At 72.4% G+C, this 23,386-nt stretch carries 20 protein-coding genes; 11 read left to right on the plus strand and 9 right to left on the minus strand.

The annotated features are described in order from the left end of the window. Nucleotides 1-221: 221 nt before the first annotated feature. The 3 genes from ADL34_RS30170 to ADL34_RS30180 all read left to right on the plus strand — a co-directional run bounded on the left by ADL34_RS30170 (nucleotide 222) and on the right by ADL34_RS30180 (nucleotide 2,081). Nucleotides 222-1,184, plus strand: coding sequence for a zinc-binding dehydrogenase (locus ADL34_RS30170; RefSeq protein ID WP_062668235.1), 963 nt, complete (start codon nucleotides 222-224; stop codon nucleotides 1,182-1,184). A gap of 124 nt (nucleotides 1,185-1,308) precedes the next feature. Beyond that, nucleotides 1,309-1,518, plus strand: coding sequence for a helix-turn-helix domain-containing protein (locus ADL34_RS30175; RefSeq protein ID WP_003997975.1), 210 nt, complete (start codon nucleotides 1,309-1,311; stop codon nucleotides 1,516-1,518). Continuing rightward, on the plus strand, nucleotides 1,518-2,081 hold the full coding sequence (locus ADL34_RS30180) for a Clp protease N-terminal domain-containing protein (RefSeq protein WP_062668236.1): 564 nt from the start codon (nucleotides 1,518-1,520) through the stop codon (nucleotides 2,079-2,081). Before ADL34_RS30175 ends, ADL34_RS30180 begins: the two co-directional genes overlap by 1 nt. Before the next feature lie 138 nt (nucleotides 2,082-2,219). Here the strand turns inward: ADL34_RS30180 and ADL34_RS30185 are convergent, their stop codons facing one another. Together ADL34_RS30185 and ADL34_RS30190 are read right to left on the minus strand one after the other, a co-directional pair. Further along, nucleotides 2,220-3,317 (minus strand): helix-turn-helix transcriptional regulator, encoded by a 1,098-nt coding sequence (locus tag ADL34_RS30185; RefSeq protein WP_062668237.1) that lies wholly within the window; start codon nucleotides 3,315-3,317, stop codon nucleotides 2,220-2,222. A gap of 1 nt (nucleotide 3,318) precedes the next feature. After that, nucleotides 3,319-4,308, minus strand: coding sequence for a DUF4097 family beta strand repeat-containing protein (locus ADL34_RS30190; protein ID WP_062668238.1), 990 nt, complete (start codon nucleotides 4,306-4,308; stop codon nucleotides 3,319-3,321). Between the two features lie 169 nt (nucleotides 4,309-4,477). Between ADL34_RS30190 and ADL34_RS30195 the strand changes: the two genes are divergently transcribed. Then, the gene (locus ADL34_RS30195) at nucleotides 4,478-5,323 is read left to right on the plus strand and encodes a hypothetical protein (RefSeq protein WP_062668239.1); all 846 of its coding nucleotides are present in this window, start codon (nucleotides 4,478-4,480) and stop codon (nucleotides 5,321-5,323) included. 49 nt (nucleotides 5,324-5,372) lie between these two features. On the opposite strand, the gene ADL34_RS30200 is transcribed toward ADL34_RS30195, so the two are convergent. Beyond that, on the minus strand, nucleotides 5,373-5,555 hold the full coding sequence (locus tag ADL34_RS30200) for a DUF6104 family protein (RefSeq protein WP_055624112.1): 183 nt from the start codon (nucleotides 5,553-5,555) through the stop codon (nucleotides 5,373-5,375). Nucleotides 5,556-5,691: 136 nt separating this feature from the next. Here ADL34_RS30200 and ADL34_RS30205 point away from each other — a divergent pair, with 136 nt between their 5' ends. After that, nucleotides 5,692-6,681 carry a hypothetical protein gene (locus tag ADL34_RS30205; RefSeq protein ID WP_062668240.1) on the plus strand — a complete coding sequence of 330 codons (990 nt, stop codon included), beginning with the start codon at nucleotides 5,692-5,694 and terminating at the stop codon, nucleotides 6,679-6,681. A gap of 82 nt (nucleotides 6,682-6,763) precedes the next feature. Here ADL34_RS30205 and ADL34_RS30210 read toward each other — a convergent pair whose 3' ends face one another. The 4 genes from ADL34_RS30210 to ADL34_RS30225 all read right to left on the minus strand — a co-directional run bounded on the left by ADL34_RS30210 (nucleotide 6,764) and on the right by ADL34_RS30225 (nucleotide 13,485). Next, nucleotides 6,764-10,543 carry a multifunctional oxoglutarate decarboxylase/oxoglutarate dehydrogenase thiamine pyrophosphate-binding subunit/dihydrolipoyllysine-residue succinyltransferase subunit gene (locus ADL34_RS30210; RefSeq protein WP_062668283.1) on the minus strand — a complete coding sequence of 1,260 codons (3,780 nt, stop codon included), beginning with the start codon at nucleotides 10,541-10,543 and terminating at the stop codon, nucleotides 6,764-6,766. A gap of 291 nt (nucleotides 10,544-10,834) precedes the next feature. Further along, nucleotides 10,835-11,941: a sensor histidine kinase gene (locus ADL34_RS30215; RefSeq protein ID WP_062668241.1), complete on the minus strand. Its 1,107-nt coding sequence runs from the start codon at nucleotides 11,939-11,941 to the stop codon at nucleotides 10,835-10,837. After that, nucleotides 11,938-12,675 carry a response regulator transcription factor gene (locus tag ADL34_RS30220; protein WP_030956984.1) on the minus strand — a complete coding sequence of 246 codons (738 nt, stop codon included), beginning with the start codon at nucleotides 12,673-12,675 and terminating at the stop codon, nucleotides 11,938-11,940. Before ADL34_RS30220 ends, ADL34_RS30215 begins: the two co-directional genes overlap by 4 nt. Nucleotides 12,676-12,807: 132 nt before the next feature. Then, complete coding sequence (locus ADL34_RS30225) at nucleotides 12,808-13,485, minus strand: hypothetical protein (protein WP_062668242.1); 678 nt, start codon at nucleotides 13,483-13,485, stop codon at nucleotides 12,808-12,810. Between the two features lie 246 nt (nucleotides 13,486-13,731). On the opposite strand from ADL34_RS30225, the gene lon reads away from it, so the two are divergent. After that, a complete protein-coding gene (gene lon / locus ADL34_RS30230) occupies nucleotides 13,732-16,146 on the plus strand; it encodes an endopeptidase La (RefSeq protein ID WP_062668243.1) in 2,415 nt (804 codons plus the stop codon). 69 nt (nucleotides 16,147-16,215) lie between these two features. Here the strand turns inward: lon and ADL34_RS30235 are convergent, their stop codons facing one another. After that, nucleotides 16,216-17,055, minus strand: a complete 840-nt coding sequence (locus tag ADL34_RS30235; protein ID WP_062668244.1) for a lysozyme — start codon at nucleotides 17,053-17,055, stop codon at nucleotides 16,216-16,218. Nucleotides 17,056-17,281: 226 nt separating this feature from the next. Between ADL34_RS30235 and ADL34_RS30240 the strand changes: the two genes are divergently transcribed. Next, complete coding sequence (locus ADL34_RS30240) at nucleotides 17,282-17,773, plus strand: MarR family winged helix-turn-helix transcriptional regulator (RefSeq protein WP_062668245.1); 492 nt, start codon at nucleotides 17,282-17,284, stop codon at nucleotides 17,771-17,773. A gap of 64 nt (nucleotides 17,774-17,837) precedes the next feature. Here ADL34_RS30240 and ADL34_RS30245 read toward each other — a convergent pair whose 3' ends face one another. Beyond that, the gene (locus ADL34_RS30245; RefSeq protein WP_062668246.1) at nucleotides 17,838-18,608 is read right to left on the minus strand and encodes a protein phosphatase 2C domain-containing protein; all 771 of its coding nucleotides are present in this window, start codon (nucleotides 18,606-18,608) and stop codon (nucleotides 17,838-17,840) included. Nucleotides 18,609-19,026: 418 nt separating this feature from the next. Between ADL34_RS30245 and ADL34_RS30250 the strand changes: the two genes are divergently transcribed. The 4 genes from ADL34_RS30250 to ADL34_RS30265 are packed head-to-tail and all read left to right on the plus strand — an operon-like array spanning nucleotide 19,027 to nucleotide 23,366. After that, nucleotides 19,027-21,858, plus strand: a complete 2,832-nt coding sequence (locus tag ADL34_RS30250; RefSeq protein ID WP_234375133.1) for a nitrate- and nitrite sensing domain-containing protein — start codon at nucleotides 19,027-19,029, stop codon at nucleotides 21,856-21,858. Further along, complete coding sequence (locus ADL34_RS30255) at nucleotides 21,855-22,358, plus strand: roadblock/LC7 domain-containing protein (RefSeq protein ID WP_062668247.1); 504 nt, start codon at nucleotides 21,855-21,857, stop codon at nucleotides 22,356-22,358. Before ADL34_RS30250 ends, ADL34_RS30255 begins: the two co-directional genes overlap by 4 nt. Further along, on the plus strand, nucleotides 22,355-22,774 hold the full coding sequence (locus ADL34_RS30260) for a DUF742 domain-containing protein (RefSeq protein WP_062668248.1): 420 nt from the start codon (nucleotides 22,355-22,357) through the stop codon (nucleotides 22,772-22,774). The genes ADL34_RS30255 and ADL34_RS30260 overlap by 4 nt, the downstream gene beginning before the upstream one ends. After that, complete coding sequence (locus ADL34_RS30265; RefSeq protein ID WP_062668249.1) at nucleotides 22,755-23,366, plus strand: GTP-binding protein; 612 nt, start codon at nucleotides 22,755-22,757, stop codon at nucleotides 23,364-23,366. The genes ADL34_RS30260 and ADL34_RS30265 overlap by 20 nt, the downstream gene beginning before the upstream one ends. Nucleotides 23,367-23,386 lie beyond the last annotated feature (20 nt).

Here is a 23,386-nt window from a genome sequence, read left to right on the forward strand (position 1 = left end):
TTCCATGCGCTCCGCCGGTTCGTGCCCTCTCTTCACCCGCCCGTTTCTCACCCGCCGCCTGGCCCGTCCGGGTGGGCGGGGAGGGCGGGTCCGGCGTGTCGCGCGGAGGCGGCCCCGGAGGTGCGGAACGCCCGGCGGGGCGCTCCGCGGCTTGGCAAGAGGGCGTGTCTCACAGCGCCCCACCGTTCCGCCGGCCGGGCGCGGAGCCTATCGTCAAGGTCATGTTCGCCGTCTACGCCGCCCGAATCGACCGCGACCAGCCGCTCTCCGGCCTGGAGTTGGGGGACCGCCCGGCCCCCGAGGCCCGCCCCGGCTGGAGCACCATCGACGTCAGGGCCGCCTCCCTGAACCATCACGACCTGTGGTCCCTGCGGGGCGTGGGCCTCCCCGAGGAACGGCTGCCGATGATCCTCGGCTGCGACGCCGCGGGCGTCGACGAGGACGGCAACGAGGTCGTCCTGCACTCCGTCATCGGCCAGAGCGGGCACGGGGTCGGCCCCCGGGAGCCCCGGTCCATCCTCACCGAGCGGTACCAGGGCACCTTCGCCGAGCGGGTCGCCGTCCCGACGTGGAACGTCCTGCCCAAGCCCAAGGAGCTCTCCTTCGAGGAGGCCGCCTGCCTGCCCACCGCCTGGCTGACGGCGTACCGGATGCTCTTCACCAACGCCGGTGTGCGGCCCGGGGACTCGGTGCTGGTGCAGGGGGCGGGCGGCGGTGTCGCCACGGCCGCCATCGTCCTCGGCAAGGCGGCGGGGCTGCGTGTCTTCGCCACCAGCCGGGACGAGGCCAAGCGCAAGCGCGCCCTGGAGCTCGGCGCGGTCGAGGCCGTGGAGTCGGGGGCCCGGCTGCCGCAGCGGGTGGACGCCGTGATCGAGACAGTCGGCGCCGCCACCTGGTCGCACTCCGTGAAGTCGCTCAAGCCCGGCGGCACGCTGGTCATCTCAGGTGCCACCAGCGGCGACCGACCCTCGCACGCCGAGCTCACCCGGATCTTCTTCCTGGAGCTGAAGGTCGTCGGCTCCACCATGGGCACGAAGGACGAGCTGGAGGACCTGCTGTCCTTCTGCGCCGCGACCGGGGTGCGCCCGGTGATCGACGAGGTGCTGCCGATGGACCGGGCCCGTGAGGGCTTCGAGCGGATGGCGTCCGGCGAGCAGTTCGGGAAGATCGTGCTCACCAACTGACCTCACGCGTGATGCCGTGCACGGCGGGTCCGGACCTGGTCCGGGCCCGCCGTTCGCGTTCTCGCACACCCAGGCGTGTCAACTGGGGTTGACATGACGAGGTCTGTCAACCAGCATTGACGCCATGACCGAGGCAACGGATCTCGCCGAGCGGGCGGGAGATCGCGATCCACGTGTGGGCCTGCGGGCCGTCGCGGCACTCCGCCGGCTGCTGGAGCAGCTGGAGGCGGTGCAGGTGCGCAGCGCGCGCAACCAAGGGTGGTCGTGGCAGGAGATCGCCGCGGAACTCGGGGTCAGCAGGCAGGCCGTGCACAAGAAATACGGGAGGCGTTGATGTTCGAGCGGTTCACGAAGGACGCCCGTGCGGTGGTGACGGGCGCGGTGGAGCATGCCGGGCGGGACGAGGCGCCGACGGTCGGCGCCGAGCATCTGCTGCTCGCACTGCTGGACCGCGAAGGCAGCCGGGCCTCGTTCGCCCTGGCGGCACTCGGCGGCGGGGAGTGGGTCGACTCCGTACGCCAGGCCCTCGACGACGCCCGGCGGCGGGGCGGGCTGTCGCAGGCCGAGACCGAGGCCCTCTCCGGGCTCGGGATCGACGTCACGGAGATCGTCGCCCGGGTCGAGGAGGCGCACGGCGTCGGCGCGCTCGCCGGAAACCGCCGGAGCGGGACCGGGTGGTCCGGGCACCGCCCGTTCAGCAAGGAGGCCAAGGACGTGCTGACCCGGTCGCTGCGCATGGCCGTCGCCCGCCGGGACCGGCACATCGGCGACGAGCATCTTCTGCTGGCCCTCACCAGCCGCCCCGGCGTACCCGCCGAGGCCCTCGCGGACCACGGGGTCACCCATGAGTCCGTCACCCGGGTGCTGTACGGCGGCCCGGAGGCCAAGGCCGGCTGACGAGCCGCCACCGGCCGGGCGCAGGCGAGGCCGGGTCCAGGCGAGGCCCGGCTCGGGCGAGACCCGGCACGCGGAGGACGGGCGCACGAGCGGTGGTGCGTGAGAGGTGGGCGGCACGGCCGTACCGCCCCGGCTCCCTCAGGGCTTGGGCGCCCGCAGCAGTGCCCCGATGTGGGCCGCCGCCGTCGACAAGTGGCGGCGCACGTCCCGGAACTGATCCGGCGTCACGCCGTGGTCGCGGGCCGCGTCGCGGATGTCGTCGCGGAAGCGGTCGAGCAGCCGGTCCAGGTCGCGGACCGGGTCGCCGCTGCCGGCCTCATGGGACCAGGACGGCTCGTAGCCGGCCGGGAAGTCCTCCGGGGTCTCGGAGTACTCGGGGGGCCGTGTGTACTCGGCGGCGGGGGAGGGTCCGGCCGGGTCGGCACCGGCGGACGAGGCCCCTTGCGCGGCGGCGCCCTGCCGGCCGAAGCCGAAGTCCCGGCCGAACCCCTTGCCGTGGTCCTTCCCGAAGTCGCCGAACTCCTTGGCCAGTTCCGTCAGGCCCTCGCGCAGCCCCGTCGGCCAGTCGCCACGCGCGAAGTGGTCCTGCACCTGCTCCTGGACCCGGCGGGCGATGCGCTGGACCTCCTCCTGGGCCTGGGCCCGGGCGCGGTCCTGCGCCTCCTTGGCCTGGCGCCGGGCTCGCTGGGCCTCCTCGCGGGCGCGACGGCTCTCGTCCTTGGCGCGGCGGGCCTGCTCCTTCCATTCCTGCTTGGCCCGGCGCATCTCCTCCTTGGCGGCCCGCCACGCCTCCTTGTCGGTGACGTCCGTGTGGTCGTCGAAGGAGGTCTCCGGTCGGGAGCCGCCCTTGCGGGCCTCGGACGCGGCGGCCCGCATCTCGCGCCGCAGATCCCCGGCGGCGCCGCGCACGTCGGCCTGCATCTCGGCGGCCAGCTCGGCGACCGACTCGCGGATCTCCAGCTCCAGATCGGCCAGTTCACCGCTGCGGTCGGCCAGTTCGGCGCGGCCCGCGTCCGTGATGGCGTACACCTTGCGGCCGCCCTCGGTGGTGTGGGTGACCAGGCCCTCGGCCTCCAGCTTGGCCAGGCGCGGGTAGACGGTGCCGGCGGACGGCGCGTACAGCCCCTGGAAGCGCTCCTCCAGGAGGCGGATCACCTCGTAGCCGTGGCGGGGCGCCTCGTCCAGCAGCTTCAGCAGATACAGGCGGAGGCGGCCGTGGGCGAAGACGGGGGGCATGTCAGAGCACCTTCTTGTCGGTCGTGCCGTCGGCCGGGCGGGGGGTGGGGGCGTCGGACGGGGCGTCGCCCGGGCCGGAGGGGAAATTGTCCCCCGCTCCGCCCGCCGGGCCGTCCACCGGGCCGGGCGCCGCACCCGGGGTGGGGCCCGGCTCTGCGCCGGCGCGCCCCTCCCACGGCTCCTCGTCGCGTGGCGGGCGGCGCAGCAGGGCGATCGAGCCGGAGACCGTCGTCGCCCGGAGCTTGCCCGTGCCGGCCCCCAGCCGGCCGGTGATCTTGTGGGCGCCCCACTGGCCGCGCACCCGCAGGTCGTCGAAGGCGTTGGAGATGGTGCCGCTCGCGGTGTTGGCCTCGATGTCGGCGTCCGCCGGGGCGGGCAGCCGTATGGCGATCTCACCGGAGACGCTGGTCAGCCGGACGTCCGTCGGGCCCTCCGGGTCGAGGTCGACGATCATGGACCCGCTGACGGAGTCCGCCTTCACCGACGAGCCGGCCCCCTCGACGACCGTCAGATCGCCGGAGACCGAGTTGAAGCGCAGGTCGCCGGTGACGGCCTGCGCCTCCAGGTTCCCCGAGACGGTGTCCGCGCGGACCGGGCCGGACAGGCCCACCAGCGTGGTGTCGCCGGTGACGCCCTTGATCGTGGACGGCCCCCGCAGCCCGGAGACGAACGCGTTGGCGCCGACGACGCCCACCTCGACGCGGGTGCCGGCCGGCACCGCCAGGGAGACCACCGCGCTGCGGCGCCAGCCCTTGCGGTCCAGCCACTTGAGGAAGCCCTTCCAGGGCAGGTCCTCGTACGCGACCGTCAGGGTGCCGCGCTGCTGCGTCACCACCAGGGGCGGGCCCTCCAGCTCGGACACCTCCAGGCGGGCGGAACCTTCCTCCGTGCCCACGACGTTCACCGTTCCGTTGACGACGCGGACGTGCAGGTCGCGCACCGGCTCCTCGAAGGTGAGTTTCCTGGGCTCCGTGACGGACCACTCGGGCATGGTGCGGACCTCCTGGCTGACCGGGCGCGGCCCACGGGCCGGACCTGAACACGACACGCCATATCGCGTCTTCCGTAAAACACGATATATCGCGGCCAGGTAAAGTCAAGGCACTCGTTCTGGTGATCACAAATCCCACTGACCGGACAAACCGGCCTAGCGTGGGGGCATGTCGACGGAACAGTCCCGGTCCGCCCGCGAGGCCCTGCCGGCCCCGGGCGCCCTGCTCCTGTGCCGGGCGGAACCCGATTCCGTCGCGCCCGTGGCCCGGCTGCTGCGCGAGGACATGCTGCTCGCGCCCGCCGGCGAGGGGTGGAGCGTCCTCGTGCCCGAGGGCAGGCCCTGGCAGGACGGCGGCGAACCGGTCGACCGCGTCCTCTCCGGCTGGGCCCTCGCCCTGGCCGTCGGCGCTCCGTGGCCCGCCCTCGCCCTGTGGTGGGACGCCGAACGCGCCGGGTACTCCCTCGCCTCGGGCTTCCGCCGCCCGGTCGGCTACGAATGGCTCGCCAACGGCACCCCCGTGGGCGTGGACGAGGCCATGCACACCTTCGCCGGGCGCCTCGGCCTCGACCCCGTGCTCGACGTGCAGTCCCTCGACGAACTGACCCGCCCCGACCCGGCCTCCGACGCCCGCTCCCGGCTGCGCGGCCTGCTCGCCGTCCTCCAGCGCGCGGGCGTGGACCTGCCCGACGGCCTCGCCCCCGGCGACAGCGCCGACCTGCTGTGCGCCGCCGCCCGCGAATGGCCCCACACGCGCCCGGCGCAGGGCGCGCACCGGCCGGAGGGCGACCGCACGCCCCCGCACGGGACGCAGGGGGACGGTCCGGGCCCGTGGCCGCCCTGGGCCGGCGGGCCCCGGGGCGGCATGCTCGCCCTGGTCCAGATCGCGGCCGGTCTGCCCCTCACCGCCTGGGGTCTGCACCGCCGCAGCGGCGGCTGGACTGCCGCGGGCGCGCTCCTGCTGGCCCACGGCGCGCTCGGCCTCGCCTGCGCGCCGGTCCGGCCGCTGGACTGACGCCCGTCCCAGGTCCTCGGACGCCGTCCGGGCCGACGCGCGCGCGTCCTCAGATGTCGTCGTCCTCGTCGTCCAGCCGGGCCAGCCACGTCGCCAGCCGCTCCACCGGTACCTCGAAGTCGGGGTTCAGGTCGACGAAGGTGCGCAGCTGCTCGGCCAGCCACTCGAAGGTGATCTCCTCCTCGCCGCGCCGCTTCTCCAGCTCTTCGATGCCTCGGTCGGTGAAGTACATGCAGTGAGGATATGTCCTGTCCGCCACGGCTGCGTGCCGGGCCGGAGCCGCCCCCCGCGGGCTCCGTGACCCCGCCCCCCTCCCGGCAGTTCTCGGGACGGCGCGCGGTAGACCCATCCCACGGAGACGGAACGACATGAGCACCCACTTCGACCCGGTCCCCCTCGTCGGCACGGGAGTTGAACCGGCCGCGGACATCGAGTTCTGGCTGGCCTCCCCGCCGGTCCGCGCCCTGGTCGAGGCGTTCGCCCGCACCGACCAGGACCACGAGCTGGCCCACGACCTCGCGGCCGGCAAGGGCGACGCGGCGGAGCGGCTGGCACGGCTCGACGTCTTCACCCGGCGCTGGGACACCCGGCGGGGCAGGGAACGCAACCTCGCCGACGACCTGCCCGTGCGGCCCGAGCAGCAACGGCTCGTGCGGGCCGCGGCCGAGGCGCTCGGCCTGTGCGGCGGCACCCGCCTGCGCTACGGCCACTACGAGCACGTCCTGGTGCTCGGCGGCCTCATCCGGGCCTGCCTGGCGCGCACGGCGTACGCCGCCCAGCTGATCCGCACCGGCCGGGTGACGACCGGCTCCGTCACCGCCCTCGGCGGCCACCGGCCCTTCCTGGGCGACGAGTTCGAGCTCGCGGCGCTCGCCGGGGCACCCGAACTCGGCGAGGAGTACGAGGCGCTGGACTTCGGCACACGGCGCGCCTTCGGCCTGCAGACACCGGAATCCGTGGCCGGCGAGGAGTCCGGACTGCCCGGCGGCACCTGGGCCGTCCGCACCTACCGCACGCCCGGCAGGCTGCCCGTCCGCGTGGTCGCCGCCCCGTCCAGCGAGCCGGAGCGGCGCCGCGCGGACACCGCGGACAGCTACGCCTTCTTCGCCGAGCGGATCGCCGAACTGGAGCCGGGGGAGCGCCTGCTGCTGGTCACGACCGCGCTCCACGTCCCCGCCCAGCACGCCACCGCCGTACGGATGCTCCAGCTGCCCTTCGCCGTGGAGGTGGACACGGTCGGCATCGAACCGTCCAGCGCGCGGGAGCCGGCCCGGCGCCCGTCCGGCGCGACCGCGTACCTGCTGGAGACCCGCTCCACCGTACGGGCGCTGGCCCAGCTCCTCGCCGCCCTGAGCTGAGAAACGCGGGAAGGCCCGGCGCCGAGTCGAAGGACTCGGAACCGGGCCTTCCGTACAGGCTCTCCTACGGGGATCCGCAGGATCAGGCGTCGAACACCTCATGCACGAGCTGCTCCTGCTCGGCCTGGTGCCGCTTGGCGGAACCGACGGCCGGGGACGAGGAGTGCGGACGCGAGATGCGGCGCAGGCGCTCGCCGTGCGGGACGTCGGCGCCGACCGCGAGGTCCAGGTGGTCGATCAGGTTCAGCGCGATGAACGGCCACGCACCCTGGTTCGCCGGCTCCTCCTGGGCCCACAGGTACTTCTCGGCGTTCGGGTACTTCTTGATCTCCGCCTGGAGCTCGGCACCCGGCAGCGGGTACAGGCGCTCGATGCGGATGATCGCCGTGTCCGTGACGCCGCGCTTCTTCCGCTCGGCCTCCAGGTCGTAGTAGACCTTGCCGGCGCAGAAGACGACCTTCTTCACGGCGGCCGGGTCGACCGACGCGTCACCGATGACCGGCTGGAACTGGCCGGTGGTGAACTCCTCCGCCTTCGCCGCGGCCGCCTTCAGGCGCAGCATCGACTTCGGCGTGAAGACGACCAGCGGCTTGTGGTGCGGGTTGTGCACCTGCCACCGCAGGAGGTGGAAGTAGTTCGACGGCGACGTCGGCATCGCGACCGTCATGTTGTTCTGCGCGCACATCTGGAGGAAGCGCTCCGGGCGGGCCGAGGAGTGGTCCGGGCCCTGGCCCTCGTAGCCGTGCGGCAGGAGCAGGACGACACCGGAGGTCTGCGCCCACTTCTGCTCGGCCGAGGAGATGAACTCGTCCACGACCGTCTGCGCGCCGTTGACGAAGTCGCCGAACTGCGCCTCCCACATCACGAGCGCCTCGGGGCGGGCCAGCGAGTAGCCGTACTCGAAGCCCATGGCCGCGTACTCGGACAGCAGCGAGTTGTAGACGTTCAGGCGCGCCTGGTCCTCGGAGAGGTACTGCAGCGGCGTGTACTCCTCGCCCGTCTCACGGTCGATGATCACCGCGTGGCGCTGGCCGAAGGTGCCGCGCTGCGAGTCCTGGCCGGCGAGCCGGACCGGGACGCCCTCCAGCAGGAGGGAGCCGACCGCGAGGGTCTCGCCCATGCCCCAGTCGATGGTGCCGTCCTCCACCATCGACGCCCGGCGCTGCAGCTGCGGCAGCAGGCGCGGGTGCACGGTGATGTGGTCGGGGATGTTGACCTGGGACTCGGCGATCCGCTTGACGACCTCCGAGGTCACCGCGGTGTTCACGGCGACCGGGAACTCGGCCTGCGGGTCCGAGGGCGCGGCCGTCGACGGCTGCGAGGTGGCCTCGCGGACCTCCGTGAAGACCTTCTCCAGCTGGCCCTGGTAGTCCTGCAGCGCCTGCTCGGCCTCTTCCAGGGTGATGTCGCCGCGACCGATCAGGGACTCGGTGTAGAGCTTGCGCACCGAGCGCTTCTTGTCGATCAGGTCGTACATCAGCGGCTGGGTGAACGCCGGGTTGTCCGACTCGTTGTGACCGCGGCGGCGGTAGCAGATGAGGTCGATCACGACGTCCTTGTTGAACGCCTGACGGAACTCGAAGGCGAGCCGCGCGACGCGGACGACGGCCTCGGGGTCGTCGCCGTTCACGTGGAAGATCGGGGCCTCGATCATGCGGGCCACGTCCGTCGCGTACATGGAGGAACGCGAGGACTCGGGGGCCGCGGTGAAGCCGACCTGGTTGTTGATGACCACGTGGACGGTGCCGCCGGTGCGGTAGCCGCGCAGCTGCGACATGTTCAGGGTCTCGGCCACGACACCCTGGCCCGCGAAGGCCGCGTCGCCGTGCAGGGCGATCGGCAGGACGGTGAAGTCCGTGCCGCCCTTGTTGATGATGTCCTGCTTGGCGCGGGCGACGCCCTCCAGGACGGGGTCGACCGCCTCCAGGTGCGAGGGGTTGGCGGTGAGCGAGACCTTGATCTGCTCGCCGTCCAGGCCGGTGAAGGTGCCCTCGGCGCCCAGGTGGTACTTCACGTCGCCGGAGCCGTGCATCGACTTCGGGTCGAGGTTGCCCTCGAACTCGCGGAAGATCTGCGCGTACGACTTGCCGACGATGTTGGCCAGGACGTTCAGCCGGCCGCGGTGGGCCATGCCGATGACGACCTCGTCCAGGCGGGACTCGGCCGCCGAGTCGATGACCGCGTCCAGCAGCGGGATGACGGACTCGCCGCCCTCCAGCGAGAAGCGCTTCTGGCCCACGTACTTGGTCTGCAGGAAGGTCTCGAAGGCCTCCGCCGCGTTCAGCCGGCGCAGGATGCGCAGCTGCTCCTCGCGCTCCGGCTTGGTGTGCGGGCGCTCGATGCGGTCCTGGATCCACTTGCGCTGCTTGGGGTCCTGGATGTGCATGAACTCGACGCCGGTGGTGCGGCAGTACGAGTCGCGCAGCACGCCGAGGATGTCGCGCAGCTTCATCAGGGACTTGCCGGAGAAGCCGCCGACGGCGAACTCGCGCTCCAGGTCCCACAGGGTGAGGCCGTGCTCGGTGATGTCCAGGTCGGGGTGCTTGCGCTGGCGGTACTCCAGCGGGTCGGTGTCGGCCATGACGTGGCCGCGGACCCGGTAGGAGTGGATCAGCTCGAAGACCCGGGCGGCCTTGGTGACGTCGTCGTCGTGGCTGGCGTCGATGTCCTTGAGCCAGCGGACCGGCTCGTAGGGGATGCGCAGGGCCTCGAAGATGTCGTCGTAGAAGCCGTTCTCGCCCAGCAGCAGGTTCGCGACCTGGCGGAGGAACTCGCCGGAGGCGGCGCCCTGGATGACCCGGTGGTCGTAGGTCGACGTGAGCGTCATGACCTTGGAGATGCCGAGCTTGTTCAGGGTGTCCTGGGAGGTGCCCTGGAACTCCGCCGGGTAGTCCATGGAGCCGACGCCCATGATCACCGACTGGCCGGGCATCAGACGCGGCACGGAGTGCACGGTGCCGAGGCCGCCGGGGTTGGTCAGGGAGACCGTGACGCCGGAGAAGTCGTCCATCGTCAGCTTGCCGTCGCGGGCGCGGCGGACGATGTCCTCGTAGGCCTGCCAGAACTCGAAGAAGTTCAGCGTCTCGGCCTTCTTGATCGCCGCGACGACGAGCTGGCGGTCGCCGTTGGGCTTGACCAGGTCGATGGCGAGACCGAGGTTGACGTGGTCCGGCTTGACCAGGGTCGGCTTGCCGTCCTTCTCCGCGAAGGAGTGGTTCATCGACGGCATGGCCTTGATGGCCTGCACCATCGCGTAGCCGATCAGGTGCGTGAAGGAGATCTTCCCGCCCCGGGCCCGCTTGAGGTGGTTGTTGATGACGATGCGGTTGTCGAACAGCAGCTTCACCGGGACCGCGCGGACCGAGGTGGCGGTCGGCAGCTCCAGCGAGGCGTTCATGTTCTTCGCGACGGCGGCGGACGGGCCGCGCAGCGTCACGAACTCGGGGCCGTCCGCGGAGGCGGCGGCGGGCTCGGCCTTCTTCGGCTGGGCGGGCTTCGCGGCCGGGGCGGGCTTCGTCGCGGGAGCCGCGGGAGCCGCCGGAGCGGCGGGCGCGGCGGCCTTGGCCGGAGCCGGCTTCGCGGCCGGTGCGGGAGCCGGGACCGGCGCGGCGGCGGGAGCGGTGGTCTCCGCGGCCCCCGCGGCCGCGGTACCCGCCGCAGCCGGGGCGGCGGCAGCCCCCGGCTTGTAGTCGGCGAAGAAGTCCCACCAGGCGCGGTCTACCGAATTCGGGTCCTGGAGGTACTGCTGATAGATCTCGTCGACGAGCCACTCGTTGGCTCCGAACGCGGCAGCGGGGTTCTTGCCCGCTTGGTCCGCGTCGGTCGAGATGCTCGATGCGTTACTGGGGGACTGTGGCGACACGGCGAGAACCGCCCTCTTCCGCTTCACAAGGTGATGGACAGCGGGAATCAAGGCTACGCCTCCCCGGCCGGGAAGGTCAGGCCGGGCATGGTCATCGTCGTGTAAGTCACATCGGGAAGCGTGTTTCGGGCTCAGAAATGGCGGGAAACAAGCGTGGTTCCGCTTCAGCGGACCGCAAATGGGAAGGCGCGGCCGCGAGCTGACGCTGCGACGGTGCAGGTCTGTACCTGATCACACGGCCCTGTCAGGCACGATGCGTGTGGATCTTGGCGCTCCGCTTCGAACTTTACGTCAACTTTGTACGGACGGCTGCCCTGGAAGTGTGACAAGAATCCGGCAACCGCGATCCGATTCGGCCACACCGATCCGGCCGCCGTGCAGATCCACGGCCCAGCGAGCGATCGCCAGCCCCAGACCCGTGCCGCCGTCGCTGCCCGGGCCGTGCGGCCGGCTCACCGCGCCCCGGTTGAAACGCTCGAAGACCCGGTGCCAGTCCGAGCGCGGGATGCCCGGGCCCTCGTCCAGGACCTCCAGCTCCAGCGACTCCGGGTGCGGCCCGCGCCGCGCCTTGACCGTGACGCGGCCGTGCGGCGGGCTGTGCTTGATCGCGTTGTCGATGAGGTTGGCGACGACCTGGTGGATGCGCTCGGGGTCGGCGTGCGCAGTCAGCTCCGGCGGCGACACGTCGAGGTGCAGATGCACGTCCGTGCGGGTGTGGCTGCCGGAGCCCGAGGTCATGCCCGCGCGCGCGGAGGCGACCATGTTGGCCTCCTTCAGCACCCCGGACAGATAGGGCCACACCTCGAAGCGGCGCATCCGCAGCGGCACGACGCCGTTGTCCAGGCGGGACAGGTCGAGCAGCGTCTCCACCAGCCGGCCGAGGCGCTCGGTCTGCTTCAGCGCCGTGCGCATCGTCTCCGGGTCGGCCTCGGCGATGCCGTCGACCACGTTCTCCAGGACCGCGCGCAGCCCCGCGATCGGGGTGCGCAGCTCGTGCGAGACGTTCGCGACCAGCTCCTTGCGCTGCTGGTCCTGGGCCTCCAGCTCGTCGGCCATGAGGTTGATCGTCCCGGCCAGGTCGCCCAGCTCGTCGCGGCGGCTCTCGCTGACCCGGCGCGTGTAGTCGCCCTGGGAGATCGACCGGGCCACCGTGTTCATCTCGTCCAGCGGCGCGGTGAGCGAATGCGCCACGAACTGCGTGATGAGCAGGGTGGCGATCATCGAGAAGACCGTGATGAAGCGCAGCTCCGTCTGGGTGCGCACCGCGATCATCGACAGTCCGGTGGTGATCAGGACCGCGATGACGACGAGCGCGCCCAGCTTGGTCTTGATCGAGAACGGACGAACGCCGCCCCAGGGCTCCCCGGGGCCTCTCCGCACGGCCGGACCGTCGCTCATGGCGTCGGCGTCTCCAGGGCGTAGCCCACGCCGTGCACGGTGCGGATGCGCTCGGCCCCGATCTTCCGCCGCAGGGCCTTGATGTGGCTGTCGACGGTCCGGGTGCCGGACGCGTCCGCCCAGTCCCACACCTCGGCGAGCAGCTGCTCGCGGGAGAGGACCGCGCGCGGGGTGTTCGCCAGGCACACCAGCAGGTCGAACTCGGTAGGCGTCAGGTGCACGTCCTCGCTGCGCACCCGCACGCGCCGCTGCGCGTGGTCGATCTCCAGCTCGCCGAGGCGCAGGATGCCCGAGCGCGGCGTGGTGGCCGCGAGGGCGGCGCGCTCGACGCGGCGCAGCAGCACGTGCACGCGTGCCGCCAGCTCACGCATGGAGAACGGCTTGGTCATGTAGTCGTCGGCGCCGACGCCGAGGCCGACCAGCATGTCGGTCTCGTCGTCGCGCGCGGTCAGCATCATCACCGGCACCGGCCGCTGCGCCTGCACCCGGCGGCAGACCTCCAGGCCGTCGAAGCCCGGCAGCATGATGTCGAGGATCAGCAGGTCGGGCTGCCAGGCCTCGGCCGTGTCGACGGCCGCCGGGCCGTCTCCCGCGGTCTGCACGAGGAAACCCTCGGCGCGCAGACGGGCCGCGATAGCGTCCACGATGGTCGGATCGTCCTCGACCACCAGGACCCGGCGCTGTGCGCCGGGGGTCGCCGCCGTGCCGTTGTGGGAGGTGTGTGTCTGCTCCATCGCCCGCCCCAAAGTTGCTTTCCGGAATCCGTGGGGTGATTCCGCTTACTGGCTGTGCCTGCGCATGCTTCCGATTGACGCTTGAATGATCCGCGTCAGGAAAGCAGAGTACGGGGAGTCACCGCGCCAGGGCTATCCAGGTCGGACGGCGAGGTGGACGACGTCCGGAACGCCCCGGGCAACGGGGATCTCTTCGGTACGCACCTGCTGGAATCCGGCATTGCGCAAGGTTTCTTCGAATTCCGGAGAGGGCTGCGCGGACCATACGGCCAGTACCCCACCCGGTGTCAACGCCCTTGCGCAGGCGGCCAGTCCGCCCGGTGAGTACAGGCTCTCGTTGCCCTCGGTGACGGTCCATCCGGGCCCGTTGTCGATGTCGAGGCAGAGCACGTCGTACGTGGCGGATGTCTCATACACGTGGGTGACGAGATCGGTCTCCAGGATCGACGTCCGCGGGTCCGCGAGCGCCGCCGCGGAGAGACCGGAGAGCGGCCCCCCGAGATGCCAGTCGATGATCGCGCGCTCGCGCTCCGCGACGGTGATCCGCCCTGGCCGCGGGTCGGCCGCGGCGTGTGCGAGCGAGAACCCGACACCGAGCCCGCCGATCAGGATGTGCGGCCGTGAACGCCCGCCCAGCGCGTCCAGCGCCGCGTCGACCAGCAGCCTCTCTGAGCGGCCGTCGGAGGTGTCCATCAGGAAGCAGCCGTTGGCGATGATCTGGAGCAGATCACCGTGCCGCCGCAGCACGACCTCCCCGTGGGGGCCTTCGCGACGGTCCAGGACTACAGGGGTGTCGTACGAAGTGGGCACCGCGCCATCCTGCCAGCTCCGCCCCGGCACGCTCCGGCCACCGTCCGGGCCTCCCCTGTTCCGGCGGCCGGGAGCGGCCGGAATAGGGGAGCTCGTCCCGCCGCTTCCCCATGCGAGTGTCGCGCGTTCCGGCACGCCGGGTCCGCGTCCGATCGCTGTCAGCGAACGCGTCACCGGGCCGGGAACAATCAGGTCCCGTCAAGCATTGAGTCGGCGTAACTCAACTTGACTGCCTAAGGGGAGATCATGGCTTCGACGTCCACATCGCTCACCCTGCCCGTGCTGCCGCTCGACGACGAGGTCGTGCTGCCCGGGATGGTGGTCCCCCTGGACTTGAACGACGCCGACGTGCGGGCCGCCGTGGAGGCCGCCCAGGCCGCCGCGCGGTCCACGCCCGGCAAGCCCCGGGTGCTGCTGGTGCCGCGCATCGACGGCACCTACGCGAGCACCGGCGTGCTCGGCACCGTGGAGCAGGTCGGCCGGCTGGCCGACGGTGATCCCGGTGCCCTGATTCGCGGCCGCGGCCGGGTGCGCATCGGTGCCGGCACCACCGGGCCGGGTGCGGCGCTGTGGGTCGAGGGCACGCGGATCGACCAGAGCGTGCCCGAGCCGCTGCCCGGACAGGTGGCGGAGCTGGTGAAGGAGTACAAGGCCCTCGCGACCGCCTGGCTGCGCAAGCGCGGCGCCTGGCAGGTCGTGGACCGGGTGCAGGCCATCGACGACGTCTCGCAGCTCGCCGACAACTCCGGGTACTCGCCCTTCCTGACCACCGAGCAGAAGGTCGAGCTGCTGGAGACCGCCGACCCGGTGGCCCGGCTCAAGCTCGCCACGCAGCAGCTGCGCGATCACCTCGCCGAGCAGGACGTGGCCGAGACCATCGCCAAGGACGTCCAGGAGGGCGTCGACAAGCAGCAGCGCGAGTTCCTGCTGCGCCGCCAGCTGGAGGCCGTCCGCAAGGAGCTGCGCGAGCTGAACGGCGAGCAGGACGGCGAGGAGTCCGACGACTACCGCGCCCGCGTCGAGGCGGCCGACCTGCCGGAGAAGGTCCGCGAGGCCGCGCTCAAGGAGGTCGACAAGCTGGAGCGGTCCTCCGACCAGTCGCCCGAGGGCTCCTGGATCCGCACCTGGCTGGACACCGTCCTGGAGCTGCCGTGGAACGAGCGCACCGAGGACGCCTACGACATCCAGGGCGCGAAGGGCGTGCTGGACGCCGAGCACTCCGGCCTGGAGGACGTGAAGGAGCGGATCACCGAGTACCTGGCGGTGCGCAAGCGCCGTACCGACCGGGGCCTGGGTGTCGTCGGTGGCCGGCGCGGCGGTGCCGTGCTGGCGCTCGTCGGCCCGCCCGGCGTCGGCAAGACCTCGCTGGGTGAGTCCGTCGCCCACGCGATGGGCCGCAAGTTCGTGCGCGTCGCCCTCGGCGGTGTACGCGACGAGGCCGAGATCCGCGGTCACCGCCGTACGTACGTCGGGGCGCTGCCCGGACGGATCGTGCGGGCGATCAAGGAGGCCGGGTCGATGAACCCGGTGGTCCTGCTCGACGAGATCGACAAGGTCGGCTCCGACTTCCGCGGCGACCCGGCCGCGGCCCTCCTGGAGGTCCTGGACCCGGCGCAGAACCACACGTTCCGCGACCACTACCTGGAGGTCGAGCTCGACCTGTCCGACGTGGTGTTCCTGGCCACCGCCAACGTCCTGGAGGCCATCCCGGAGGCCCTGCTCGACCGTATGGAGCTGGTCCGCCTCGACGGCTACACCGAGGACGAGAAGGTCGTCATCGCCCGCGACCACCTGCTCCCGCGCCAGCTGGAGCGGGCGGGACTGAACGCGGACGAGGTCACCATCGACGAGGGCGCGCTGCGCAAGCTCGCCGGCGAGTACACGCGCGAGGCGGGTGTGCGCACCCTGGAGCGGTCCATCGCGCGGCTGCTGCGCAAGGTGGCGGCCCAGCACGAACTGGACGAGCGGAAGCTGCCGTTCACCGTCACCGAGGGCGAGCTGCGCGGCCTGATCGGCCGGCCGCACCACGTGCCCGAGTCGGCCCAGGACCCGGCCGAGCGCCGTACGGCGGTGCCCGGCGTGGCGACCGGACTCGCGGTGACCGGCGCGGGCGGTGACGTCCTGTTCGTCGAGGCGTCGCTGGCCGACCCGGAGACGGGCGCGGCGGGCCTGACGCTGACCGGCCAGCTGGGTGACGTGATGAAGGAGAGCGCCCAGATCGCGCTGAGCTTCCTGCGCAGCCGCGGCGCCGAGCTGGAGCTGCCCGTCGCCGACCTGAAGGACCGGGGCGTGCACATCCACTTCCCGGCGGGCGCGGTGCCGAAGGACGGCCCGAGCGCGGGCATCACGATGACGACGGCGCTGGCCTCGCTGCTGTCCGGCCGGCCGGTCCGCACGGACGTGGCGATGACCGGTGAGGTCTCGCTGACCGGCCGGGTGCTGCCGATCGGCGGGGTGAAGCAGAAGCTGCTCGCCGCCCACCGCGCGGGGGTCACGACCGTGATCATCCCCAAGCGGAACGAGCCCGACCTGGACGACGTCCCGGCCGAGGTGCTGGACAAGCTCGACGTCCACGCCGTGACCGACGTCCGTCAGGTCCTGGAGCTGGCCCTGTCGCCGGCCACCAGCGACGCGGCCCGGGAGGTTCCGGCGGCGGCGTGACGGACGCCGCCGGACAGGGCGGGGCCCGGGTCCCCGGAAGGGGGCCCGGGCCTTCGCCGTGCGGGGGAGTCAGCCGTTGGCCAGGGCCACGACCCGGTCGAGGGCGCCGTTGAACCGGTTGTGGTCGCCGACGGTCGGGCCGGTCGACGTGTACTGCCACATCGTGTGGTAGCTCCATCCGGCGGGCAGCTCGCCCACGGCGGTCGCGTACCGGGCGATCCACAGCGGGTTGGCCGTGGCGAAGGCGCTGGAGTTGCCGGTGCACTGCTTCCACCAGCTGGTCGCCGTGTAGATGACGGCGTCGCGGCCGGTGCGGGCCTTGTAGCGGTTCACGAAGTCGCGGATCCAGGTGACCATCCCGCTCGCGGACTTGCCGTAGCAGGCGGCGCCGTACGGGTTCCACTCGATGTCGAGGACACCGGGCAGGGTGCGGCCGTCGCGGGACCAGCCGCCCCCGTGGTCGACGAAGTAGTCGGCCTGGGTTGCTCCATTGGTGGTGTCCGGCGTCGCGAAGTGGTACGCGCCGCGGATCATGCCCACGTTGTAGGAGCCGTTGTACTGCTGGGCGAAGTAGGGGTTGGTGTAGTACGTCCCCTCGGTGGCCTTCACGTAGGCCCACTTGACCCCGCTGGACCACAGGGTCGGCCAGGCGACGTCACCCTGGTGGCTGGAGACGTCGACGCCCTCCGTCTGGGCGGCCAGGGTGCCGGCGGGGGAGCCGTCGGTGCCGTCGTGGGCGGCGACGCCGACGCCCATGTACGCGGAGCCGCGCGGCGGGGTGGCGTCGTCCCGCGCGGACGACGGCTGGGCGGCCAGGACGAGCAGGGCCAGGGCGAGGACGAGGGTGAGCAGAAGTCCGGTCGGATACGGGCTGTGGGGGTGGCGCTGTTCGGGTCTGTGCACGGGCATAGCGTGCCTCCGAAGGCTCGGTGACGCATGGTGGGGAACGCGCACGAGTGTGGCGTGAGCATGTCATCGTCATGCTCCGCCGTACGACGCTAGGCAGCGGAACGACCTGGTGGAAGGGGGCCTGGCGGCTGCCGTTGGTCCAAGCCTGCGAAATACTGACGGAGCTGCGGCGATGACGCCGGTTGGCGGAAACTTTCACGGCCGGGAAAACGAGGCAGGGGCTGACGTGCACGAAGACGGCAACGGCGACGCGACGGCGCCCGGACCCGGGCCTGCCCGCGGTGGTATGGACCAGCCCGAGTTCCTGGACCTGGAACGCGAGTTGACGGTTCTCTTCCGGCGGGCCCGCGCCAAGCAGGGCGAGATGGCCCGCGAGGTCCACCCGGACCTGGAGTCGGCGGCGTACGGCCTGCTGGTCCGGCTGGACGAGTCCGGACGGCTGCGCGCCACCGAACTCGCCGCGTTCATCGGCGTCGGCAAGGCCACCATGTCGCGCCAGCTGCACGCCCTGGAGGACCTGGGCCTCGTCGCCCGCGAGCCGGACCCGGCGGACGGCCGGGCCTGGCTGGTGCACCTCACCGAGGAGGGGCGCCGCCGGGTCGCCAACGTGCGCGAGGCCCGCCGGGCGCGCTACGTCGCCCAGCTCTCGCACTGGGAGCGCGAGGAAGTGGCCGAGCTGGCCCGGCTGCTGAACCAGCTGAACCGGGGCATGGACTGAGCCGGGCTGCGAAAGCGCCGTGCGGCTCGCCATCCTCGAAGCGCGCCCTGGAGGGCCCGCCGCCTCACAGCTCCACGTACACGACCGTCGCGTCGTCGTGCCGCTTGCCGCGGCCCGGGTGCGTCCGCTCCAGCGCCCGCACCCGCTCCACCAGCGCGCCCGCGCCCTCCTCGCGGACCAGGCCCAGGCAGTCGGCCCAGTCGCCCTGACGGAAGCGCTCCACCCAGCGGGCCGCGCCGTCCGACAGCGCGGCCAGGGTGCGCACCTCGCCGCGCGGCAGCGTCCCCGTCACCGCGCGTGCCGCCACGGCGGGGTCGGCGGCAGCCGTGAAGAAGCCGCCCTCCCTGTTGCGCAGATGCGCGTCGATGTGGGCGTCCGTCGCCAGCGCCGAACGCGGCAGCCGGGCCAGCCGGTCGTCCAGACGGGCCGTCACCGTGCCGTCGGGGGACTCCACGAGGAGCATCGAGTCGGACAGCACGAGGTAGTCCACCGCCCCGGCGGACCACCGCGCGAGGACGACGGTTGCCTGGGGCGTGCGCGGGTGAGAAAGGTCACAGGTCTGCGCATGGGCCTCGGCGGTGCGGGCGATGGCGCGGCCCAGGACGTCCCCGAGCGGAACATCGGGGAGGGAAACGGTCAGTTCGGTCAGCGCCCCGCCCAGCCGCGCGGTGAACCAGTGGACGGAGTGCCGGCACCCCGTCGCGCCCCTCGGCGGCGTCACCCCGTCCAGGACGACGAGGGCCCCTCCCCGCCCCGAAGCGGGCAGGGCGACACTCGCGAAGTCCTCGTTGGCGCGGTCCGGATCGCCGGACTCCGAAACTAGCTCGGTACGCATCCGGCCAGTCTGCACGAGCCCTTCACAAGGTCCCCCAGGGGGGCGCGACTCCCGCCGGATCGTCACGGCCGCGCAGGTCACCCGCCTGATTTGGGAGGAATGCTTCACTCCGGCAAGGCGTGGCGGCGAATACTGCCACCGCCCGCCGCAGACGTCCAACCGGCCCACCGCGCAGGGCGTCCGCACACGCCACGGGAACTTGCCCGCCAACTCCCCTCCGGGGTTCACTCCTTCGGGTGGCGGCTCAGGTGATGTGCGGCCGTCGCCCACCCGCACTGGGAGGGTCGGGGACCGGTGAGGGCCACCCCGGGCGCGAACCCAGTCGCGAGCTTGGGGGAGGGGTGTACGTACGGTCGACGGCAGTTGACGGCACGTCATCCGGACCCATGGGTACCACGAGTCAGGAATGCGAGCACCGGTGCAGAAGACGCGGCCTCGTCGCTCAGACAAGCAGACGGCCTCCGCGGGAGGCGACCAGCCCATCCCCGGCACCGCCGACGCCCCCGCCCCGGCGGGCAAGGGGCGCCCGACCCACGTACGGAACCGGCTGATCGTCGCCGTGGCCGTCGTGGCCGCCGCCATCGCGGGCGCCGGGGTCCCCTCGGTCGTCGCCGCCTCCGGGCAACTGCACGACACACAGAGCACGGTGACGCTCGCCGAGCAGACCCAGGACGCGCTCACCCTCGCGCACTCCCTCGCCGACGAGCGCGACGAGGTCACCTCCTACATCGCCGCGGGCCGCCCCAAGTCCAAGGCGCCCAGCGAACAGCGCAGCGCCCGCGTCGACCGGCAGGTCGAGGAGCTGCGCGCCGACACCGACACCCCCGCCGAGCTGCGCGACGACCTCGAGGGCGTCGCCGCCCTGCGCCGCTCCGCGCTCACCGGCAAGAGCAGCGCCCTGGAGGCACACGCCGCCTACACGGGCGCCATCACCGAGCTGCACCGGCTCGCCGGGCAACTGGCCGAGGAGATGCCGTCGCGCGCCGGCACCGGCGCCCACGCGCTGGCCGAGCTGGACACCGCCGTCCAGCAGGCGGCCGCCGCGCGCGGGCTGCTGCTCGCCGCGCTGAGCGTGCCGACCACCACCCAGACCGTGATCGACCCGCTGACCGGTGCCGCCACCACCCGCAAGACCACCTCGGACGCGGACGCCAAGCAGCGCGACGCGCTCACCACCGCGGCCCAGGAGGCGCGGCTGCGCTCCGACGCGGCCCTCGCCGGCTTCCGCGACACCGCTGCCCCCGCCGCCCGCGCCTCCTACGACTCCACCGTCACCGGTCCCGAGGTCGACACCGCCGAGCGGTACCTGGCCGCCCTCACCGACCAGCCCACGCTCTCCGACCGCGACCTGGCCACCGACATCCGCCGGGCCTCGGCCGCCCTGTCCGCCCGCGTCGACTCGATGCGCGGCGCCGAGTCGGCGCTCTACGACCGGCGCACCAAGGCCCTGGAGGAGCTGCGCGACGACGACGTCACCGCGCTGGAGATCCACATCGCGATCCTCGGCGCGCTGATGCTGCTCGCCGTGGGCGTCGCCACGGGCATGGCCCGCAGCCTCACCCGCCCCCTCGCCGTGCTGCGGCTCGGCTCCGCCCGGCTCGCGGGCGCCGCCGACCCGGCCGCCGAGGAACCCGTGCGGTTCACCGGCCGCAAGGACGAGTTCGCCCAGGTCGTCGACTCCGTCAACGCGCTGCACACCCGTGCCGCCGCGCTGCACGAGCGCATCGCCACCCTGGAGTCCGACCGCAAGCACCTGGTCGGGCAGCGCCAGAAGATGGCCGACGCCCGCGAGGAGCTGCGCGGCGAACTCGCCGAGTCCACCGCCCAGCTGGAGCGCCTGCGCGACAGCATCGGCGGCACCTTCGTCAACCTGGCCCTGCGCACCCTCGGCCTGGTGGAGCGCCAGCTCGGCGTGATCGAGGGACTGGAGGAGCGCGAGCAGGACCCCGAGCGCCTCGCCACCCTGTTCAAGCTCGACCACTTCGCCACCGTCATGCGGCGGCACAGCGAGAACCTCCTCGTGCTGGCCGGCACCGAGCACGTCCAGCAGCACGCCGGGCCGGTGCCGCTGGTGGACGTCGTCCGCGCCGCCGTCAGCGAGATCGAGCGGTACGAGCGGGTCCGTATCGCCGCCCTGCCACCGCACGCGCACGTGGCGGGCTTCGCCGCCGACGACCTCTCGCACCTGCTCGCCGAACTCATGGAGAACGCCACCTCGTTCTCACCGCCCGACCTGCCCGTCGAGGTCTCCGGCTGGCTGCTGGAGAGCGGCGAGGTCATGCTCTCCGTGCAGGACGAGGGCATCGGCATGGCCGGCGACCGACTGGCGCGGCTCAACGCCCGCCTCGCCGAGTTCGACCCGGAGGCCACCTACGACCAGGAGGGCGAGGACGGCCTCGGCCTCGGCCTGTACGTCGTCGCCCGCCTCGCCCACCGGCACGGCGTCCGCGTCCAGCTGCGCGAGCAGAAGCAGGGCGGCGTCGCGGCCGTCGCGGTCCTGCCCGCGGGACTGCTGGCCGCCGCCCCCACCGCCGCGGTCCCCACGGACGCGCCGCGCCACACCGGCGGCCACACCTTCTCCCTGCCGGGCGCCGACGCCGAGGCCAACTCCAACCACCTGCCGGCCCGGCAGAAGAACGCCGACCCGCTGGTGGAGCTGGCCGAGCAGGCCGTACAGCGGAACGAGGCGGAACCGGAGCCGTCGTCCGAGCCCGGGGACACCGAGCCCGCGACGCGCGCCGGGGCCGTGAAGCCCGCGGAGCCCACTGAACCCGAAACACCGGCCGAGCCGCAGGCCCCCGCCGACCTGTCGCCGTCCGAGACGACGATGGAGCTGCTGATCCCGGAGCCGGCCGCCGCCCCGGCCGAGGAGTCGCTGCCCGAGCGGCCCGACCCGTACGCCATCGGCCCCGACACCCACGAGCGCGCCCGGGACGAGGCGGACGAGGCCGACGAGCCCGACGAGGCCGACGAGGAAGCGGAGCCCGTCACCGACAAGGGCCTGCCCAAGCGCACCCCCAGGATCACCACACCGACCGCCCCGCCGCCCCGGCGCGGCGGAACGGTCGACGCCGACGCCCTGCGCCGCCGGCTCGGCGGCTTCCGCAAGGGAGCCGAGGCCGGCTACCGCGAGGTCCAGGCGGAGATCGCCGAACGCACCGGACAGAACAAGGCACCGGACACGCCCGCCGAGGCGCGCACCGAATCCGAAGCAGCCACGGGGGGCACAGTCGAGGAGGCAAGCAGTTGACCGCGCCCAGTACCTTCGGACTGAGCAGTGAAGCCCGCAACCTGCACTGGTTGTTGACGAATCTGGTCGAGGAGGTGCCGGGTATCCAGTCGGTCGCCGTCGTGTCCTCCGACGGCCTGCTCCTGCTCTCCTCGGACCAGGCACGCAACGACGAGGCCCGCGAGGCGAGGTCCGGGCAGCGCTCCGGCCCGCGCGGCTCCTCGGCCGACCTCGCCACCGTCGTCTCCGGCATCGGCAGCCTCACCATCGGCGCGGCCCGGCTCATGGAGTTCGGCGGGGTGAAGCACACCATGGTCGCGATGGACGAGGGCAGCCTCTTCGTCATGTCCATCAGCGACGGCTCGCTGCTCGGCGTGCACGGTTCCGCCGACTGCGACATGAGCGTCGTCGCGTACCACATGGCGCTCTTCGTCGGCCGGGCCGGCCACGTCCTCACCCCCGAACTCCGCAGCGAGCTGCGGAAGTCGCTGGAGCCCGCGCCGGCAGGGAGCACCCGATGAGCAACGCCCCGAGGAACCGGCCACAGCTCCCCGTGCGCGGCGGTGACCGAAAACCGGCGCGCGTGCGGCCCTACTCGCTCACCGGCGGGCGGACCCGCTTCGGTCACGTCCTCCTCGTGGAGACGTTCGTGGCCGCGCTGGAGGCCCCCGAGGAGCGCAAGGAGCTCACCAACGGCTCGCTCAGCACGAAGGTGATGCCGGAGCTGCGGGCCATCGTCGAACTGTGCCGCCGGATGCGTACGGTGGCCGAGATCGCCGCGCTGCTGAAGATGCCGCTCGGCGTGGTCCGCGTGCTCCTCAGCGACCTCGCGGACCAGGGAAAGATCCGTGTGTACGGCACCGGGACCGGTCATGGCACCGGCCGTCCGGACCGGGCTCTGCTCGAAAGGGTGCTGAGTGGACTCCGTCGTCTTTGAGGACACCGACGAGGACCTGAGGTCCTGGCAGACGGACCGCACCCGGGCCCCGATCGCCACGAAGATAGTCGTGGCCGGCGGGTTCGGCGTCGGGAAGACCACGCTGGTCACCGCGGTCTCCGAGATCACGCCGCTGCAGACCGAGGCGCTGATGACCGAGGCGAGCGAGGAGACCGACGACCTCACCGCCACGCCCGGCAAGTCGACCACCACCGTGGCCATGGACTTCGGGCGCATCACGCTCGACGACGACCTGGTGCTGTATCTGTTCGGCACACCGGGCCAGCAGCGGTTCTGGTTCATGTGGGACGACCTGGTGCGCGGCGCGATCGGCGCGGTCGTCATGGCCGACACCCGGCGGCTGAAGGACTGCTTCCCCGCGCTGGACTACTTCGAGAGCTGCGGCCTGCCGTACGTCGTCGCGGTCAACCACTTCGACGGCAGCGAGCGGTTCGAACCGGAGGACGTGCGCGAGGCGTTGACGATCCCCGCCCACATACCTGTAATGATCATGGACGCGCGGCGCCGGATCTCGGTGATCGAGACCCTGCTGTCCCTGGTGGGGCACGCGCTCGACGTCACCCCCGAGTGAATCGCGGTTAGGAGCCCTCA

This window comes from Streptomyces sp. NRRL WC-3605, assembly GCF_001509795.1.
GTDB lineage: Bacteria > Actinomycetota > Actinomycetes > Streptomycetales > Streptomycetaceae > Streptomyces > Streptomyces viridochromogenes.

Excerpts from the sequence above, each read along its gene's own strand:
- ADL34_RS30190 (WP_062668238.1), bottom strand. The coding sequence starts at position 4,308 with ATGCCCGAGTGGTCCGTCACGGAGCCCAGGAAACTCACCTTCGAGGAG.
- ADL34_RS30195 (WP_062668239.1), top strand. The coding sequence starts at position 4,478 with ATGTCGACGGAACAGTCCCGGTCCGCCCGCGAGGCCCTGCCGGCCCCG.
- ADL34_RS30205 (WP_062668240.1), top strand. The coding sequence starts at position 5,692 with ATGAGCACCCACTTCGACCCGGTCCCCCTCGTCGGCACGGGAGTTGAA.
- ADL34_RS30170 (WP_062668235.1), top strand. The coding sequence starts at position 222 with ATGTTCGCCGTCTACGCCGCCCGAATCGACCGCGACCAGCCGCTCTCC.
- ADL34_RS30185 (WP_062668237.1), bottom strand. The coding sequence starts at position 3,317 with ATGCCCCCCGTCTTCGCCCACGGCCGCCTCCGCCTGTATCTGCTGAAG.
- ADL34_RS30260 (WP_062668248.1), top strand. The coding sequence starts at position 22,355 with ATGAGCAACGCCCCGAGGAACCGGCCACAGCTCCCCGTGCGCGGCGGT.
- ADL34_RS30175 (WP_003997975.1), top strand. The coding sequence starts at position 1,309 with ATGACCGAGGCAACGGATCTCGCCGAGCGGGCGGGAGATCGCGATCCA.
- ADL34_RS30245 (WP_062668246.1), bottom strand. The coding sequence starts at position 18,608 with ATGCGTACCGAGCTAGTTTCGGAGTCCGGCGATCCGGACCGCGCCAAC.
- lon (WP_062668243.1), top strand. The coding sequence starts at position 13,732 with ATGGCTTCGACGTCCACATCGCTCACCCTGCCCGTGCTGCCGCTCGAC.
- ADL34_RS30220 (WP_030956984.1), bottom strand. The coding sequence starts at position 12,675 with ATGGAGCAGACACACACCTCCCACAACGGCACGGCGGCGACCCCCGGC.
- ADL34_RS30235 (WP_062668244.1), bottom strand. The coding sequence starts at position 17,055 with ATGCCCGTGCACAGACCCGAACAGCGCCACCCCCACAGCCCGTATCCG.
- ADL34_RS30200 (WP_055624112.1), bottom strand. The coding sequence starts at position 5,555 with ATGTACTTCACCGACCGAGGCATCGAAGAGCTGGAGAAGCGGCGCGGC.
- ADL34_RS30180 (WP_062668236.1), top strand. The coding sequence starts at position 1,518 with ATGTTCGAGCGGTTCACGAAGGACGCCCGTGCGGTGGTGACGGGCGCG.
- ADL34_RS30215 (WP_062668241.1), bottom strand. The coding sequence starts at position 11,941 with ATGAGCGACGGTCCGGCCGTGCGGAGAGGCCCCGGGGAGCCCTGGGGC.